The following is a 16,529-nucleotide window of genomic DNA, read 5'->3' on the forward strand; positions in this document are numbered from 1 at the left end:
TCGGAGGATTACGTCTAGTTAACCTGTAAAATGGGTCAATCCATAACTTTACATAGTCTCTATTATTGCGAAATAATTGTTCAATGTTCAAAAGATAATGACGTTGTTTCCACTGTTCAATCTGCTTAATTCTACGCTTCCAACCACGGATTTTCTTTTTGTTAGTGAATGAATTTGCCATATTATTGTCCTTATTTTCTTTCTCGTTTATAAATTTGAGGTTCTATAATAGGTTTATCTTTATCATAAAATACTTTTGTAAAATTAGGCACTTTTGTAACCATATCTACATATGATCTACGTATTTGGTCTGGGATTGGAAAAAATACATTCTCTGTCATTTGCAAACCTTGCTGAGGCAATATAATGAGAAGACTTCTTCTGCTCTCCGTCGCTATACTGGTAAAAATTGAAATAAGATAACCATCATGCTACTTATTCAATAAGCTCTTTTCAAATTCTTCATTTTCGATCTAGGTATGATTACAGCATAAAAAAATGACCATGGATTTAGTCCATGGCCGTTCTATTAAAATCGTCAGGTAAGCACAACCTGCCTTCCTTCAGCTCAACTACTCTTTCCTTGCCGCCGCCCGATACGGACATCGACTCAATTTCCCTCACAGAAATTGATAACTATGACGCGCAGGTTCCATTGGCCCTTAGCTTTTGATATCCCCCCGCACAAGGGTTCGAATGACAGCGCCCATACGCATAATACCTGCCTGCCTCTCTACCGCACCGATTTCCAAAGCAACGCGAGGCATCCCATAGACGACACTGGACGCCTCGTCCTGACCTAAGGTGCGGGCTCCGGCATTACGCATGTGAAGCAGCCCCAGTGCTCCGTCATTTCCCATTCCCGTGAGTAACACCCCGATTCCTGAGTTCCCTGCGCTTCGCGCCACGCTATCGAACAGCACATCAACGGAAGGGCAATGACCGCTGACTTTACGTCCCACCCTGCAATCGACAACAAGATCGTTCCCCTGCCTCGACAGCATCATATGCTTGCCGCCTGGACTAACCAGAACTTGACCAGGCTTGACAACATCCCCGCTGACCGCCTCTTTGACCGTAAGGCCGGTCTTGTTGTTCAATCTCTCTGCGTAGGATTTCGTAAAACCCGGAGGCATATGAATCACAATGACGATGCCAGGACTGCCCTGTGCCGGGATATCCTTTAACAAGGCCAAGACAGCCTCGGTCCCTCCCGTAGAAGCGCCTATGGCGATAACTTTATAATTTGAGGATGAAGCGGATCCTGCCGATTCCGCTTTCCCTGCCGCCGCGGAAGCTCTCAGCACAGGCGCACCATCAGCGTAAATCCCCTTCTCCCCCAAGCCGGATTTCCTGCTGTCGCCCCCGTCGTTTCCCCCATTGTTCCGGGAGGCAACACTGGTGCGTCCTACTCCTGCGGAGAAAGCAGACGGGATCTTCAACGAAAGCTCCCGTAAAAATGACGACATATTTTGCCCGTTACCGATGGACGGTTTCGCAATAAAGTCCACCGCTCCGCACTCGAGCGCCTCAAACACATAGTCAGGTGCAGTACTCATCACAATGACAGGAATGGGATATTGGGGCAGCAGTTTTTGTAGAAATACGATACCGTTCATCTTAGGCATCTCGACATCCAATACCATTACATCCGGCTCCCATTGTTCGATCTGATCCCTTGCTTCAAAAGGATCGGAGGCCAAGTACACCTTTTCCACGGAAGGCATTCCCTCCAGCGCCCTTGCGACCGCAGTACGGTATACTAGAGAGTCATCTACAACCAATACCCTGCAGGACTTCACCGACTTTTCCTCCTATGCTCCAACATGGAATATTTTTATTAGGAACCCTTAGGTCCAACATCCGAAGTTGTTCGATAGACGACTTGTTTTATCGGTTACTTGCGGTAAACAGCCGGTCTTACATATTTGAATGGGGTATCCATACCCTGAAGTGATTCTGAATGTCCGATAAACAGATAGCCTCCGGGTGCTAGCCGGTCATAAAATCGTCTTAGCAGATCTTCCCGCAGCTGCGCATTGAAGTAAATCATCACATTCCGGCAAAAGATCACGTGAAAATGCCGGCGGAACGGAAACGGATGTATCAGATTCAAAGGTCTGAACAAGACCTCCTGCCTCAGCTTCTGCTTTATACGGTATCCGCCTCCAGCCTCTGGCTGCATATATTTGCGGATCCAGTTCCCCGGAAGCTGGCTCACATCCTCACTTTTGTAGATTCCTTGCTTAGCCTGTTCCAGCACTTTCGGGGACAAATCGGTAGCAAGGATTTTCGTGTCCCACAGGTCATATCCCTGCCCGAAATAATCTGAAAGCAGCATGGCAAGCGTATACGGCTCTTGTCCGGAAGAACATCCGGCACTCCAAATTCGCAGGTCGCGGTCCGTTACCCTCTCTTCCATCTCGGGCAGCACCTGCCTCTGCAGAAATTCGAAATGATCGGTCTCCCTCATGAAATACGTATGATTCGTAGTTAATCTTGCGGCCAATTCCTTCCGTGCAGCGCCTGTGGAATCTTGAAGAAGAAAGCGATAATACTGCTCAAAAGTACTTATCCTTAATTTCTCCAGCGTCTGCTGGAGCCGGCTCTGCACAAGAAGCTTCTTGCTAGCGCCCAGGTCGATACCGAGATGCTTACGGATATAATCGGCTAACACTACATACTCCCGTTCCGTTATCGAAAGCATCTCCGCACGCTCCTCATACCGAATTATTCATATTTGCCGAAATCATTCTCACCTAAATCAATACTCAGCCTTCTACCGCCAGCCTTCACAGCCGAGCCTGCTGCCGCCTCGCGGTGTCCTTCCATCGCATAGGAATAACTTCCCGGCAGAGGCCGATTCCCGCCGATGAAAGCTTCCGGGCTGCGAAATGCAGCAGCCCCGCCTTGTCTATGCTTTAACTTGAATCGTGTCAGCATTATTTTCAGCTGCTCGGATTGTCCGGATAGCTCCTCGCTGGCTGCAGCGCACTGCTCGGACGTCGCTGAATTGGCCTGAATCACATCCGATACCTGGGAAATGCCGAGATTCACCTGTGTGATCCCGAGCGCCTGTTCGTTGGAGGCACCAGCGATCGTTCCGACCAGTCCTGCAGCCCGCCCGACACCATTAACAATATTGTCCAAGGCTACAGCCGTCTCATTGGCGATTTTGGTACCCGCTTCGACGCGTTTGATTGACCCTTCGATCAGCATCGTTGTTTCTTTCGCCGCATTGGCACTGCGTGCTGCCAAATTGCGGACTTCCTCTGCTACCACCGCGAAGCCTTTGCCGTGCTGGCCCGCGCGCGCGGCCTCTACCGCTGCGTTAAGCGCAAGAATATTGGTCTGGAATGCAATTTCGTCAATAACTTTAATGATCTTGGAAATATTGCCGGAAGCCTCATTAATCTGCTCCATTGCGCTTAACATCTCTTTCATCCGGCCGTTCCCCTGCTGGGCATCCAGGCTCGCCGTTTGAGCCAGTTGATTCGCTTCCTCAGCGCTCAACGCATTCTGCTTCGTTTGTGCAGCAATCTCCTCCATTGAAGCCGTCAGCTGTTGAATAGAAGAAGCCTGTTCCGTTGAACCCTGGGACAACGACTGGCTTGCTTCGGATACTTGGCGCGACCCTGAAGCAACCTCTTCGGCGGCATTATGGATACTTTGCAATACATCATTCATACTGGATGCCATGACAGTGAACGATTGTGCCAGAACGCCGACTTCATCCCGGGAACGAACTTCAATCTGTACGTCCATGTCCCCTTCGGACATGCGCTTCGTAGCTTCCACCAATGTACTTATTGGACTGCTGATGATACGCGTTAAATAAAAGCCGAGTCCGACTGCAGCACCAACCCCTGCTAACATCATGCATAGCACGATCATAATCGACTGTTTCGCCAGCACGTTATTAGCATCATTTTTCTCTTGAGCCTGTTTTATGATCAAATCCATAAGCTTCCCGGAAGAATCGTTAACTACCGTAGCCAGTTCTAATCCTATGCCGTATACATGTTCTTGAGCTTCTTTCTTCTTGCCGGAGAACACGAGCTCCGTAATGATGCCCGCTTCCTTAGCATAAGCCGCTTCGGCGGCCATCATTTGGTTAAATTCCTCCCGGACCTCATTGCCGGTGATATGCAAACTGAACTTTTCAGCCAAACTGCTCATTTCTTCATTCAGCTCTTGCAAGCGGGCGCGCCTTTTTTCCTGATAGGCCGGGTCGGTGGAAAGAAGAATGTCCCTTATAGCCACCCTGCTGCTGTTGTACCTCTCAAGCCAGGAACCCAGCTCCGCAATTTGCAGCGTATTAAAGTTATATAACTCGTTCGCACGATGATTGATTTTGGTTAAATTCACTAGCCCTACCCCCCCGATTAATCCTGCTATCAGAGCGATCAAAACGAACGCGGATAATAATTTGGTTCCGATTTTCCAGTTAGAGAAGCCTCTCATATGTTTAGCCACCTTTTTGTTTAATTACGCCCTTATGTTATATAGCTTCAAACGACAGCAAATCGTCGTCATGAAGCAACCTTGTACAATCCAACAGCAGCTTAACCGCATGATTCACTTTGCCGATTCCCCGAATATATCGCCGATTTATCTGTCCCAACTGCGGCGGCTCCACGATCTGTTCTTCAGGAATATTCAATACTTCTGCCACGCTGTCTACAATAAGTCCGATCGATGTCCCTTCAAACTGGACAACAATAATGCAGGTGCGGTCATTATACTCCCGAGGCGTTTTCATAAACCGGAGCCTGACGTCCATGACCGGAATGATCGCCCCCCGCAGGTTGATGATTCCTTTCATATATGCAGGCACTTCGGGCACGACCGTAATGGGCTGCATATTGATAATCTCAGTCACATATTTGATTTCAATTCCGTAATCCTCTTGATCTAACGTGAAGGTAAGAAACTTGCCTTTCTGCGTGTCTTCTTCCCAGTCCATGATTTCCGATGAACTTTCTGTCATTTTCCTAATGCCTCCTCATCCGGCGATGTGCTCCATGACACCCGGAATGTCCATAATCAGACTGATGCTTCCATCACCCAGCAAGGTACATCCCGATACCCCTCTGATTTTTTTCAAAATGGCAGGCAGTGATTTAACAACCACCTGCTGTTTCCCCACCAGTTCGTCCGCAAAAAGGCACAATGCCTCGGCATCATGCTCTATCATCAGCATAATACCTTGATGAAACTCCGTTACCCGTGTTGAAAGGCGGTAACATTCGTGCAGCTTTACGATTCTGTAGCACTCTCCCCGGATTAGTATCATTTCATGACCCTCCGGATCGCGGATGACCTCCGGATCAGATACACGGAACGATTCGCGGATAGCTCCGGTGGGGATGGTAAAGCGGGACTCTCCCACTTTGATTGTCATGCCGTCAATGATTGCCAGTGTCAAAGGGATCTTAATAATAAAGGCGGATTCTTTGCCGGGGAAGCTTTCTACATGTATCGAACCGCCCAGAGTCTGAATGTTCTGGATAGCTGCATCCATCCCCACCCCTCTGCCTGAGAATTCCGTCACGGCTTCTTTAGTCGAAAGGCCGGGAAGGAAAATCATAGAGTAGACTTCCCTGTCCGTGTACTCGCTTTCCTCTTTATGAAGCAGCCCTGCCGCCCGGGCCTTCTCCAGGATCCTCTGCCGGTTCAATCCCCGGCCGTCATCACGGATCGTAATCCAAACCTCATTCCCGGCATTCTTCGCTTCCAGCGACACATTCCCTTCCGCAGGCTTCCCGGAGCCAAGCCTCTCCTCCCTGCTTTCAATGCCATGATCTATAGAGTTTCGGATCATATGCATTAACGGGTCCGAAAGCTGCTCAATGATTCCCTTGTCTACTTCCGTTTCTTCACCGGTAATTGACAAATGGATTTCCTTGTCAAGCTTTCGTGACATATCCCTTACTATCCGGTTCATCTTCTGAAATGTAGCCGACAGCGGAACCATCCGGATCGACATTACAATATCCTGCAACTCCCCGGTGATTTTACGAAGCTGTCTGGCTGCTTTATGGAATTGTTCCAGATGAAGGCCGCTGAGTTCGGGATGTTCAGTTACCATGGCTTCAGAGATTACCAGTTCGCCAACCATGTCCATAAGCTTGTCCATCTTCTCTACATTCACACTGATAAAATTCTGTTTGGTCTGGGCTTCAGCTTTTCTCTGTTTAGCTGCCATCTCCACTATAGGAGCGGCAGGCTGTTCCTCCGGCAGTTGCATCTCAGAGCCATCCTGCCGTTCTTTGCCGTCTTCAGGTTTACACTCATACAAATCAACCAGCCGGATATAACTTGAACCCGAGAAGAATTCCATTAGATGCTCATAGGGTTGGGCTGTTGTGAAACGGACGATAAACGATCCGTTTCGAATCAGTTCCGAGCATCGCTCATGATCTTCTGTCAGTCGGGAAGGTTCGTGATAATGGACCTCCGAAAACTCTTTCAACTGTTGTAAAATCGTGAAACAGCGGACATTCTCCATCCCGCAGTCCTCTGAGAATTTCAGCTTGACTTCGTAGGTGCAAGACTCTGGAACTGCATCGGGGCTATCGGCCTGAGGTCCGCCTTTCAGCAGCTTAAGATAGTTCTCTACTTCATGTATTAATTCCGGAAACGCACCGTATGGAGCTTCTCCCCGGTCAATGATCTCAAGTTCCCCCCTGATGGCATCGGCAACATGGAGCACCAGATCTGTCAGCTTTGCCATATCTTCAGGAGGCTGCGTTTGACGCAAATGATGAAATAAGTCCTCTGCATGATGTGTAAGCTCCATAATTCCCGTATATTGCATCATAGAGGAGGATCCCTTCATCGTATGCATAATCCGGAAAATCAAATTCACCTGCTCATTTGAAAGCGTTCCTGACTGCTCCGTTTCAAGCAGCGTCAGCTCAAGCTGCGTCACTAACTGGAAAGCCTCATGCAAGAACATATCCAGCATCGGTTCCCGTTCTCTTGTACCCATGTCATTCACCATCTTTTGCGAGAAATATAGAACCATGTCGAATCTTCGACTTTATTATATAGGTCTTTAGTTGTAGTTTGAACGCAAAAGCAGTGCAGAAGCACGCAAAATTATTTGCGCGCTTCTGCATCAGCAAGCCTAATCTGTTAATGTATGACCTAGGGACTAGTACTTAAGAATTATATAAAGCAAAACAAAATAACATTATAAAGCTCTCAGGGCGGCAGGTAGACGGATCACAGAAACGTAAAGAAGCCGGATCCTTCCGGACCCGGCTTTCTTTCAACGAATATCATGTTAGATTAGGCTCCTTTGCTTCCGCTTTCAGGAGCTTGCACTGTCCTTTAATATCCCAAGCTGTCTAGACTTCATGACAGCTTCGATTCTAGATTTGACGCCCAGTTTCTGAAAAATCTGCGTAAGGCTGTATTCCAAAGAACGCTGGCTTACAAACAGCTGATCGGCAATCTGGCGGTTGCTCTTGCCCTCTGCCAATGCGGATAAGATCATTTCTTCCTTGTCTGTATACGCCGGCGTCTCCTTCTGAGCCGAAGACGAGGACATTTCCAACCCGCTGCCCGGTCCTGCGCGCCGCAGTTCTTTAAGCAGATGCAGCGGAATGATCGCTTCCTTGCGCACTGCGCATCGAATGGCCGTCAGAAGCCGCTCCTCTGTTAAAGTCTTGGGGATGAAGCCCGTAACCCCGGCTTCTATCAGCATATTAAAATGCGGTGCTATATCATAGCCCGTATAGATGAGAACTGTTGCCTCCGGGAGGATCGAGAGCACCTTCTGTGTCAGCTCCACTCCGCTCATCTCCGGCATATTCAAATCGATAAGCATGATATCAAACAGAGCCTCCGATACTTTCTCCACAGCCTCTCTGCCCGAATAGCATAACGTTACAATGTTGGAGCTGTCCTTCTCCAACATGACTTTTGTCCCTTCCATAACGGAAGGATGATCGTCTACCAGCAAAATTCGGGTCATCGCAGTCAGCCCCCAGTTGTAATATAAGTGTGTGCGGCGGTCATCGGAAAACGAATGTCCACATTCATTCCGTTCCCAGGCAGGGATTCCATTTGAAGCTCCCCTTCCAGACTCCTAACCCTCTCTTTAATGCCGTATATGCCCATTCCCTTTGCATTCAGATGCATCACGGCCGCCATATCAAACCCGATGCCGTTGTCCTCGTACTTCAGAGATACTCTGTCCTCATCTCGGAACAGCCGAATTTTGATCAAGCTCGCTTTCGAATGCTTCGCGGCATTGTTCAGCAGCTCCTGATTAATCCGATAGAGCCCTGTAACCAGGTCATCCGTAAGCAGTACGCTCTCGAACGAATCGGCGGTGAATTGAATATATAAATCAGTTCGAAGCTGGAAATCTTCATAAAGCTTGGAGAGTGCAGCTACGATACCCATTTCTTTAAGGAAGGGCGGACGAAGTTCGTAGCATACCAAACGGATTTGGTAAATGACATCAAGCAGCCCCTCCGTAACTTCATTCAACTCCGGCTCTAAATGCTGAATTTCATTTCTCGAAGCGATGGCTTCCAGCTTTCGGTACCAGACAATCTGCTCTTGAAGCGCAGTATCGTGAAGATCAGCCGCAAGTCGCACCCGTTCATTCTCTGACAAATTGAACAGCAGGCGCAGAAACCACGGCGACACGGCAGTATTTGCTGCGTTCATCGAAAGCTCAGAGCTCAAATCTTCGATGACCCGGAAATTATCGAACAAGACCATGACATACCGGGCAAGCGTCCGCAGCCAGACCCGGTAGGGTTCCAGCGCAAGCAGTTCCAACCGCTCATGAATCCATAAATAGGCATCGTCTCCCTTGATCTTGCCTAATTGCAGAAGATGCCCGTGATTCATATCCACCAGTTGCTCCATAACGGGCTGTTCCCCGAGCTGTTTCAGCTCCTCTTGATTCACGAGTGACTTCTTCCCGCATGCCGCAAGAACCTCATACCCGTATTCTTTTCGTATCAGCACGTATACTTTATCCGCACCCAGTACCTGGCGCACTTCCCGAATTAATCTGGATTGGATGTCCGCTATGTGGGTAACGCCGAATAGGTCCCCTGAAAAAGTGTCCAGGCTGGATTGCAGCTCGAGATAACGTTGCTTCCCGCGCCCGATCTCCCGGTTAGTCCGGCAGGTGAGGAGGAATCCGCAAACCATCCCTTCCTCAGACTTCATAGGTATCGCGCTAACATCCCAATGGACTTTGCTGCCATTATTGAGCAAGATGGTTACTTCCTTATGTTGCGTTGTATCAAGCCTTCTCAACAGCAGCTGCTCCAGCCATCCTCCAGCTCCGGGGAGCAGAAAATCCGAAATAGAACGACCCATAACTTCTTCTTTCGTATAATCGGTGACTTCCGTCAGCCTGTTATTCGAATCTACAAGCCGGCCGTGCAAATCGATTTCCAGCACCAAATCGGGATTATTGTAATACAGAGCCTTGTAACAGTTTCCCGCTGAAGCTAATGGAGCCTTATCCGGCATTAAACTTTGTTTGCCGGACAGCGCAGCTATCACGATTCCAATAAGCAGAAAGTAAACCGCGGAGAGTAGGATGGAAAACTCATCCTGCCCCATTAAGGGAACAGGAGTCTTGTGATAGAGATGAAAAAATTCCCTATGCGGTGGGAGCCCTGCATAATGAATTCCCGTCAAAGCAACGGCCGTAACGAAGGAGGATAGAGCTATGCGCAGCCTGTTGCTGTTAAAGCCTCTTTGCTGTATAAAACGCAAAGCCGCATAAATTAATATCATACCACCCGAACAATACATCAACATTCGGGGCAAATCATAACGCATGTGATCGCTTACTGCAGACATCCCGCTTATGTGTATAAGCACCGTCGTCATGCACAAGGAAGCTGCTGCCAAAAATGAGGAATAAGGTATACGACTGGCTTGATATATTAAGTACACCGGGATCGTGGAGCTTAGTGCTGCTACCGCCAATGCGATTACCGCAGCTTTCAAGTTATATGTAAGGGCGATAGGCAGATGCACTAAACTTATGAAATGCATGCACCACATGCCAAAACCGAAAACTATGGAGGTACACGTCATGTAAACGATCTTCATTCTTCTCGGGCTGTCCGGTAAGATTCGGTCTGCAATCTCCATTGTGGCGTAACAGGTAAGGAAGACTACACTTAAAGTTAAGAGCAGCTGCGGCATCATTGCTATGAGGTTATCCACCTTTATGATTCTCCTTATACACGACCGTCGTATAGTTTATATCGGTTATTGTTCGACAAATTCGCACCCCTTTTTGGGGCATCGTCTTGCACAGATTTATACGATCACCGTTAGACTGGACGAACCGATAAGGCTGTACGCCCATTGGCATATAGAGTCATACGCCCGCTCCATCTCATCTGCTCTGAGCGGTCTGCTGATCAGGTAGCCCTGGACCTCTTCGCACAAATATTTGTGCAGAAATGTAATCTGCTCCGGCGTTTCCACCCCCTCGGCAATAAGCCGGATTTGGAGTGATTTAGCCAGGGAGATAATACTTACCGCTATATCCGCATCCTTTTGGGAGCCAAGGTCACTGATGAAGATTTTGTCCATTTTGATGGCATCGATCGGCATGCGTTTCAGGTAACTTAAGGAGGAATAACCGGTCCCAAAATCGTCGATGGTTACATAAAAGCCCATTGCGCGCAGGCGGTGAAGAACTTCAATAGTGCGCTCGCTGCTTTGCATCACACTTTCCGTTATTTCGAGCTCGATCCGTTCAGGGTGCACCCCGGTTTCCGAAATCGATGACTCCAGAATATCCATCAAGTTAGATTGTTCGAACTGAATTAAAGAAATATTGATGGCCAGCCGCTTGAAAGGAAACTCCGCCTGCTGCCATCGGGCCGCTTGCCTGCAGGCTTCGCGGATCACCCATTCGCCCAGTTGGATGATCACTCCGCTCGCCTCCGCAGCCGGAATGAAGTCCATCGGTCCCACCAGCCCGCGGATCGGATGATTCCAGCGAATTAACGCTTCGAAGCCGGTAATTTGGCGGCTCTGCAAGCTGATTTTCGGCTGATAATAGAGCTCCAATTGATGTTCCGCAATAGCCGTTCTTAGTTCGAGGGCCAGCTTCCGTAGGACCGGATAATTCCCACTCAATGCCGGGGTATGCGACAAGGGTGAAATTACATGCAGAAGATGGCCTTCCCCATCACAAATCAACGAGACGCTCAAGAGCGTCCACAGCGGGATACCGGACTTATGCATGTATCGTATCTCCAATTGATAGGAAGTTCTTCCGCCTGATTCAAGCTGAGCATAGAGAACCCTCTCATGCTCGATGTCCTCCCTATGAATCAGCGCTTTGAACATCGTACCCAACAGTTCCTCTTCCCTATATCCTAGCATTCCGCATATATAAGGATTCACTTGAAGCCAACGGTCGTCCGGTGCTATAATCGCCATTCCGACTGCCGCATACGTACATGCATGGGTAAACCACGCTTGTTCTTCTTTGGTTCTCATTTCATCACCCGAGGGGATATTTTAATTACTATCCCTAAGACTAAGTCTTTAGCTCTACCTTTCACACGAAAATCTTTTGCGGGGTAGCGCAATTTTACCAAGTTTCTGTCAGTTGAAGGGTTCAAAAGAACTAAAAGTCGTATTATAATGAACATTTGTCCATGGCCTGTTGTAAATAGGTGCGTTTTGATGCTGAAACAAAAACCATTATATCCGGAAGGCATCCTTAATTTACTCATCGAAAGATCTAAACTTGCAGGCCATCTAGTTATTAGAAAGAATTATTATGAGTAGATCGCGCACAAAGTCTAGACAACAAGACTGCAACAAGAGAGGCACTCTGCCTCTCTAAGCATCAATCAAATTTTAAAATGCTCCTCATATACCGGTTCAGCCATATCTAAAAGTGTAAGACGCATCCCCTCACCTTCCAATTTTGAAATGAATTGATAACACAATCTATAGCCAAACATCAAGTCGAGGATATTCGTAAAGAGCAACGCAGACTGTTTAATCTACCACCAAGTCAGATTATGCAATCAACAGGGAATGTCTTTAATCCAGATTATTATCTAATTGAAAAAACAACTGGCCTAGTCTTTAGAAAGGAACAGTTTAATAATGATGGACGTTTGTCGGCAGAATATATTATTCGCGATAAACGGTATACAATGGCTGAAATATCGTCCCTGTGTGAAAGTTGTGGATTCAATATTTTAAAGAAATCATTTGTACAAGCGGGACGGTGGAATGAACCTTTGACGAGCACTGACTCTAAAGCTAAAGAAATTCTGCTTGTTCTACGCAAATAATTAATGGTTAGAAAATAATGTGCATTGATAGAGCCCATGTTCTTTATACTTACCCGAAGATGGTTTAATTTGGATAAAGGTTCATTTTTTCAAGCTATCGCTTTTTAAATCCACATTCATTGGCGTGTATTGCTGATGAAGCTTGGGAGGCATATAAGTACACCCCACTTGTTATATGTTGTCTAACAAGTGGGGTGCACTTTACAAAAGGTTGAGGATTTATCATTTGGAGGCGAAGGGGATCGAACCCCTGTCCTAATAATTAAAACTCTTGATTCAGGAATCAGATATTTCCCTATTGACCGACTTATCTCGTCTACAATGAGTCAACTCTAATATTTTCAAGCCTCTGTTTCACACTTTCAGCTCATCTGTACTACTCCTCAAACCCGCTCCACCACAGCAATCTCAGCCCTCTGTACCATGCCTCACCATTAAAGCCACGTGCACCGTATGCGGGAACATACAACCGTGGGATGTGATCTGTTACAATCAGTGGGAACCTTGATTTGACGCGATTTTCACCCATCGGCTTCCGATTTGTTTGGCTACTATCCGATGATTAATGTTGATGGTTTACATCAGTTTTACATCAACAGTAGAATTACCTAGCTCATTACAACTAGCAATTCCTTTATAAGTTTACGTCATCGCGATTTAGGAACCAATTAAAAATAATTACATCAAAAACTTCATTTCTATGTGGAAGCTGCCATTCGTAGTCATCAGAGGAAGTCTCGAGACATTTACTTTTCACGCCGGAAATAATCTCCATTTTGTCGGGTATGCTATTCGCGATCAAGCCGGCGCAATGTTCGAGATAATATATTGAAGAAATATTAAGAATCATGTGGGTTGATTATCCTAAGAAACTTATCGGCTATATCGTGGTGCGTATTCGCCGTGACTACAACAATTAAAATTTATGAACACACTCCCCGCACTGCTGATAGGTTCGAATCACTCTTTGCCTCTAAAGCTGCACAAAAACTAGAGAAAATGCACAATAGTTCCGATTTTACTGGCGTCTTATGTTTTAGGCTAAGATCAGATTAATTTTTACATCAATTTTACATCAAGGCTATTTCCCGACCTCCTTTGCATGTGATAGGTGTAACCTCCCTGTGTATTGCTGCAAACTCCCTTTCCAAGAAATCGGATGAACGTGAAAGCGTTGACATTTAGTATTTATTTATACCAAACTATCTAAGAGAGAGTAAATCTATGCGAAGCGGAGATCACCCAATGGGACTAAGGGTCTTGAGAAAATTAACACGACGATTGCTATACCCCTTTCAGACGAGCCTGAGATATAAGCTCATGCTGCTGATGGTAGTGATCGCGGTATTGCCGTTATCCATGGTGACCTTGTTCGCCACGAAAACAACGAAGCATTCGCTGAGTTTGGAAGTGATACGCTCTAACGAATCCAGGATGGAATGGGCTGCCGAATATTTCGACGAAAAGTTTGATCAAATGCAAGCCGTGTCTTATTCTCTTCTATTGGATAAGAACCTGTTTCCCAACGTAAACGGGAGCATGAACAAAAACGAGAGCATATCTGCTGAACTTGAAAATTACACAATCGAGAAATTGAGATCGCTGTATAATGCGAACAACAAGAACATCTCGCAGATCACGCTTTACTTAAAGTCGAAACAGCGATTGTTTATCGTCGATAAGGATGCGAGCCGTTCGACAGAACAGTTGCGTTCGCCCGAAGCCGATTGGAGCAAGTTAGCTCAATCGAATCGAAGTGTAAGCCAGATTCTGAACAACAAGCAAAAAACATTTACTTTGGTGCGAAGTATGAACCGGTTCGAGGACCGGGAGGTACTCGGTGGCGTAGCGATTGACGTTCGTTGGAAAATGATGAACAGTGTGCTCGACATGGTCCATTCGGAAACGAACAGTCAAGTGTTCATAGTGGATGCCCAAGGAACCGTGATGTATGAACCTTATTCGCATCAAGTGACTTTCGACCAATCCATATTGAAGAAATTAGTTTCTAAGCCTGCCGAACCCGGGAACATCCAATTGAAGCAGGGTTTCCTTTTCTATCAACCTGCCGTATCCGGACAACTGTGGATCATTAAATTTATTCCGATCGAATACGTTACGCAAGGGTCTTCTTCCACACTGAATTTCAGTTTCTTCACGGCGGTTGCGTTCATTATCGTGGCGATTGTTGTCTCCATCCTGACAGCCTATTTTATGACGAAGCCAATTATAAGACTGACAAGATCGATGAAAGCGGTGGAGACCCAGAATTTCGATGTCGGCCCTTTTGAGCTCCGAAGTGATGAGATCGGCACCTTGGAGAGACGGTTCAACTCGATGCTAAGCAGGATCAAGGAACTGATCCAAATCGAATACAAGACTAAGATTGAGAAGAGAACGGCGCAGGTGAAAGCCTTGCAAGCCCAAATCAATCCTCATTTCCTCCATAACGCACTGCAATCCATTGGAGGCATCGCGCTATCCCGGAATGTACCCGAGATCAATGAGCATGTTAGAGCGATTAGCGATTTGTTTCGATATTCCATCCGAATGAAGTCGGACTTAGTCACGGTGTCCGATGAAATGGAGCATGTAGGCAACTATCTGCATATTCAGAAATTGCGCTTCCAGGACATGATTCACATTCAAATGAACATTGACGATGAATGCCGTAATGTCCTAATTCCTAAATTCTCTTTGCAGCCGATTGTGGAGAATTGCTTTATACACGGGCTCGAGGGGAAGATGGAGACGTGGACGATCATCATTCGGATTGAGAAGCTGTTGGATGATATCGAGATCAGCATCGAGGATAACGGTGTCGGTATCGAAGAAGAGCGACTGAACCAAATACGCAAAGAGCTAGAGACGGAAGAGAGGGGGCAGGGAGACAGCATGGGAATGAGCAACGTGAATGCTAGAATCAAGCTCCTCCTCGGAGAAGAATACGGATTATTCGTTACTAGCAAGAAGAGCCAGGGGACGACAGTTAAATTGCTGATTCCCGCGTTATTGAATCCAAGAGAGGGGGATTTGGAATGAAGGCAGTCATTATCGACGATGAATTCTGGACCCGGGATAGCATAATGCGGCTTGCGAATTGGGAACAGTTCGGAATCGTAAGGATCGAAGAAGCGGAAGATGGGCTAAGCGGACTTAGAATCATCAATGAGATTCATCCGGAAATCGTCATAACGGACATGAAGATGCGCGGCATGGACGGCGTGGAGCTGCTGCAGAAGCTGACTGATGACTACCCGTTCATCCGCAAGATCGTCATCAGCGGTTTTGACGATTTTGCTTATACCAAACAAGCGATTTTATCCAAGGTAGACGAATATCTCTTGAAGCCAATCCTTCCCGATGAGTTGAACCGGGCGATAGAGAGAGCGGTCCGGGAATTGCGCATCTCGCGAGGTCTTCATGCCGCACAGCCGCTGGACAAAGAAATCATGAAAATCATTACGATGCACAAAAATTATTTTTCCCGTCACTTTCAGGAGCTGCAGGCAGAGGTCGTCCAGGATCAGTTCAAAGCGTTAGAACAAGCCTTAGAGACCCATTCTTCGTTAAAGCCGGGGTTAAATCACTTACTTTACACACAATTTATGATGCTGCTCGATGAACAGGCGTCGAAAGCGGGAATTGACTTATCGCCCGTTATTTCGGCCCATGCCGCGACCTTCTACGTCACAGACCATACGCCGTTCAAAGAGTGGATCGAGGTGCTTTCCACTTCGTACACAGCCGTAATCGAGGAAGCGATTCGTCAGAAAAGGAACAGGAACAGGATCGATATGGATGGCATCAGGCAGTTCATCGACCACTACTACGCCGAGCCTATTACTTTAGAGTTGATTGCGGGCCGCTTCTTTGTCAGTAAAGAGCACTTATCGCGCACCTTCAAGCAAGCAACGGGTTCGACGGTTATGGAATATATCATCACCAAGCGGGTCGACGCAGCCAGACAACTTCTTCAACATTCTTCCGTATCGATCAAGAGCGCAGCAGAGGCGGTAGGATATTCCGACCTTACTTATTTCCACCGCATTTTCAAGAAAATCACGGGAATGACCCCCGCCCAAGTGAGACAAGAGCCTTAGACTTAGCCTTAATAACATATCAATATCGTCCATATAAAAGCGCAAATGCAGTCCAATGCGCAAAAGAAATCTTCACGTTATACTCGTTTGGTAAGCGTTATCA

General features: G+C 47.0%; 10 protein-coding genes. 2 read left to right on the forward strand and 8 right to left on the reverse strand.

All coding sequences use genetic code 11. The features are described from left to right. Nucleotides 1–662: 662 nt before the first annotated feature. The 8 genes from cheB to ACFSUF_RS02960 form a co-directional block, all read right to left on the reverse strand. The gene (cheB, locus tag ACFSUF_RS02925; RefSeq protein ID WP_377599921.1) at nt 663–1,802 is read right to left on the reverse strand and encodes a chemotaxis-specific protein-glutamate methyltransferase CheB; all 1,140 of its coding nucleotides are present in this window, start codon (nt 1,800–1,802) and stop codon (nt 663–665) included. A 95-nt stretch (nt 1,803–1,897) separates the two neighbouring features. Beyond that, a complete protein-coding gene (locus ACFSUF_RS02930; RefSeq protein WP_377599923.1) occupies nt 1,898–2,707 on the reverse strand; it encodes a CheR family methyltransferase in 810 nt (269 codons plus the stop codon). Nucleotides 2,708–2,730: 23 nt separating this feature from the next. Further along, nucleotides 2,731–4,464 (reverse strand): methyl-accepting chemotaxis protein, encoded by a 1,734-nt coding sequence (locus ACFSUF_RS02935; protein WP_377599925.1) that lies wholly within the window; start codon nt 4,462–4,464, stop codon nt 2,731–2,733. Nucleotides 4,465–4,501: 37 nt separating this feature from the next. After that, nucleotides 4,502–4,990, reverse strand: coding sequence for a chemotaxis protein CheW (locus tag ACFSUF_RS02940; protein ID WP_377599927.1), 489 nt, complete (start codon nt 4,988–4,990; stop codon nt 4,502–4,504). A 15-nt stretch (nt 4,991–5,005) separates the two neighbouring features. After that, nucleotides 5,006–6,994 carry a chemotaxis protein CheW gene (locus tag ACFSUF_RS02945; RefSeq protein ID WP_377599929.1) on the reverse strand — a complete coding sequence of 663 codons (1,989 nt, stop codon included), beginning with the start codon at nt 6,992–6,994 and terminating at the stop codon, nt 5,006–5,008. A gap of 324 nt (nt 6,995–7,318) precedes the next feature. Further along, entirely contained in the window at nt 7,319–7,984 is a 666-nt protein-coding gene (locus tag ACFSUF_RS02950) for a response regulator (protein WP_377599931.1), read from the reverse strand. 5 nt (nt 7,985–7,989) lie between these two features. Further along, the gene (locus tag ACFSUF_RS02955) at nt 7,990–10,218 is read right to left on the reverse strand and encodes an ATP-binding protein (RefSeq protein ID WP_377599933.1); all 2,229 of its coding nucleotides are present in this window, start codon (nt 10,216–10,218) and stop codon (nt 7,990–7,992) included. Between the two features lie 96 nt (nt 10,219–10,314). Next, complete coding sequence (locus ACFSUF_RS02960) at nt 10,315–11,511, reverse strand: putative bifunctional diguanylate cyclase/phosphodiesterase (RefSeq protein ID WP_377599935.1); 1,197 nt, start codon at nt 11,509–11,511, stop codon at nt 10,315–10,317. Between the two features lie 2,132 nt (nt 11,512–13,643). Between ACFSUF_RS02960 and ACFSUF_RS02965 the strand changes: the two genes are divergently transcribed. After that, entirely contained in the window at nt 13,644–15,365 is a 1,722-nt protein-coding gene (locus ACFSUF_RS02965) for a sensor histidine kinase (protein ID WP_377599938.1), read from the forward strand. Next, nucleotides 15,362–16,426 carry a response regulator transcription factor gene (locus ACFSUF_RS02970; RefSeq protein ID WP_377599940.1) on the forward strand — a complete coding sequence of 355 codons (1,065 nt, stop codon included), beginning with the start codon at nt 15,362–15,364 and terminating at the stop codon, nt 16,424–16,426. Before ACFSUF_RS02965 ends, ACFSUF_RS02970 begins: the two co-directional genes overlap by 4 nt. The last annotated feature ends 103 nt before the right edge of the window (nt 16,427–16,529 follow it).

The sequence above is a fragment of the Paenibacillus gansuensis genome (assembly GCF_042684925.1).
GTDB lineage: Bacteria > Bacillota > Bacilli > Paenibacillales > DY6 > Paenibacillus_N > Paenibacillus_N gansuensis.

Excerpts from the sequence above, each read along its gene's own strand:
- ACFSUF_RS02930 (WP_377599923.1), bottom strand. The coding sequence starts at position 2,707 with ATGCTTTCGATAACGGAACGGGAGTATGTAGTGTTAGCCGATTATATC.
- ACFSUF_RS02935 (WP_377599925.1), bottom strand. The coding sequence starts at position 4,464 with ATGAGAGGCTTCTCTAACTGGAAAATCGGAACCAAATTATTATCCGCG.
- ACFSUF_RS02940 (WP_377599927.1), bottom strand. The coding sequence starts at position 4,990 with ATGACAGAAAGTTCATCGGAAATCATGGACTGGGAAGAAGACACGCAG.
- ACFSUF_RS02945 (WP_377599929.1), bottom strand. The coding sequence starts at position 6,994 with ATGGGTACAAGAGAACGGGAACCGATGCTGGATATGTTCTTGCATGAG.
- ACFSUF_RS02950 (WP_377599931.1), bottom strand. The coding sequence starts at position 7,984 with ATGACCCGAATTTTGCTGGTAGACGATCATCCTTCCGTTATGGAAGGG.
- ACFSUF_RS02960 (WP_377599935.1), bottom strand. The coding sequence starts at position 11,511 with ATGAGAACCAAAGAAGAACAAGCGTGGTTTACCCATGCATGTACGTAT.
- ACFSUF_RS02965 (WP_377599938.1), top strand. The coding sequence starts at position 13,644 with ATGCTGCTGATGGTAGTGATCGCGGTATTGCCGTTATCCATGGTGACC.
- ACFSUF_RS02970 (WP_377599940.1), top strand. The coding sequence starts at position 15,362 with ATGAAGGCAGTCATTATCGACGATGAATTCTGGACCCGGGATAGCATA.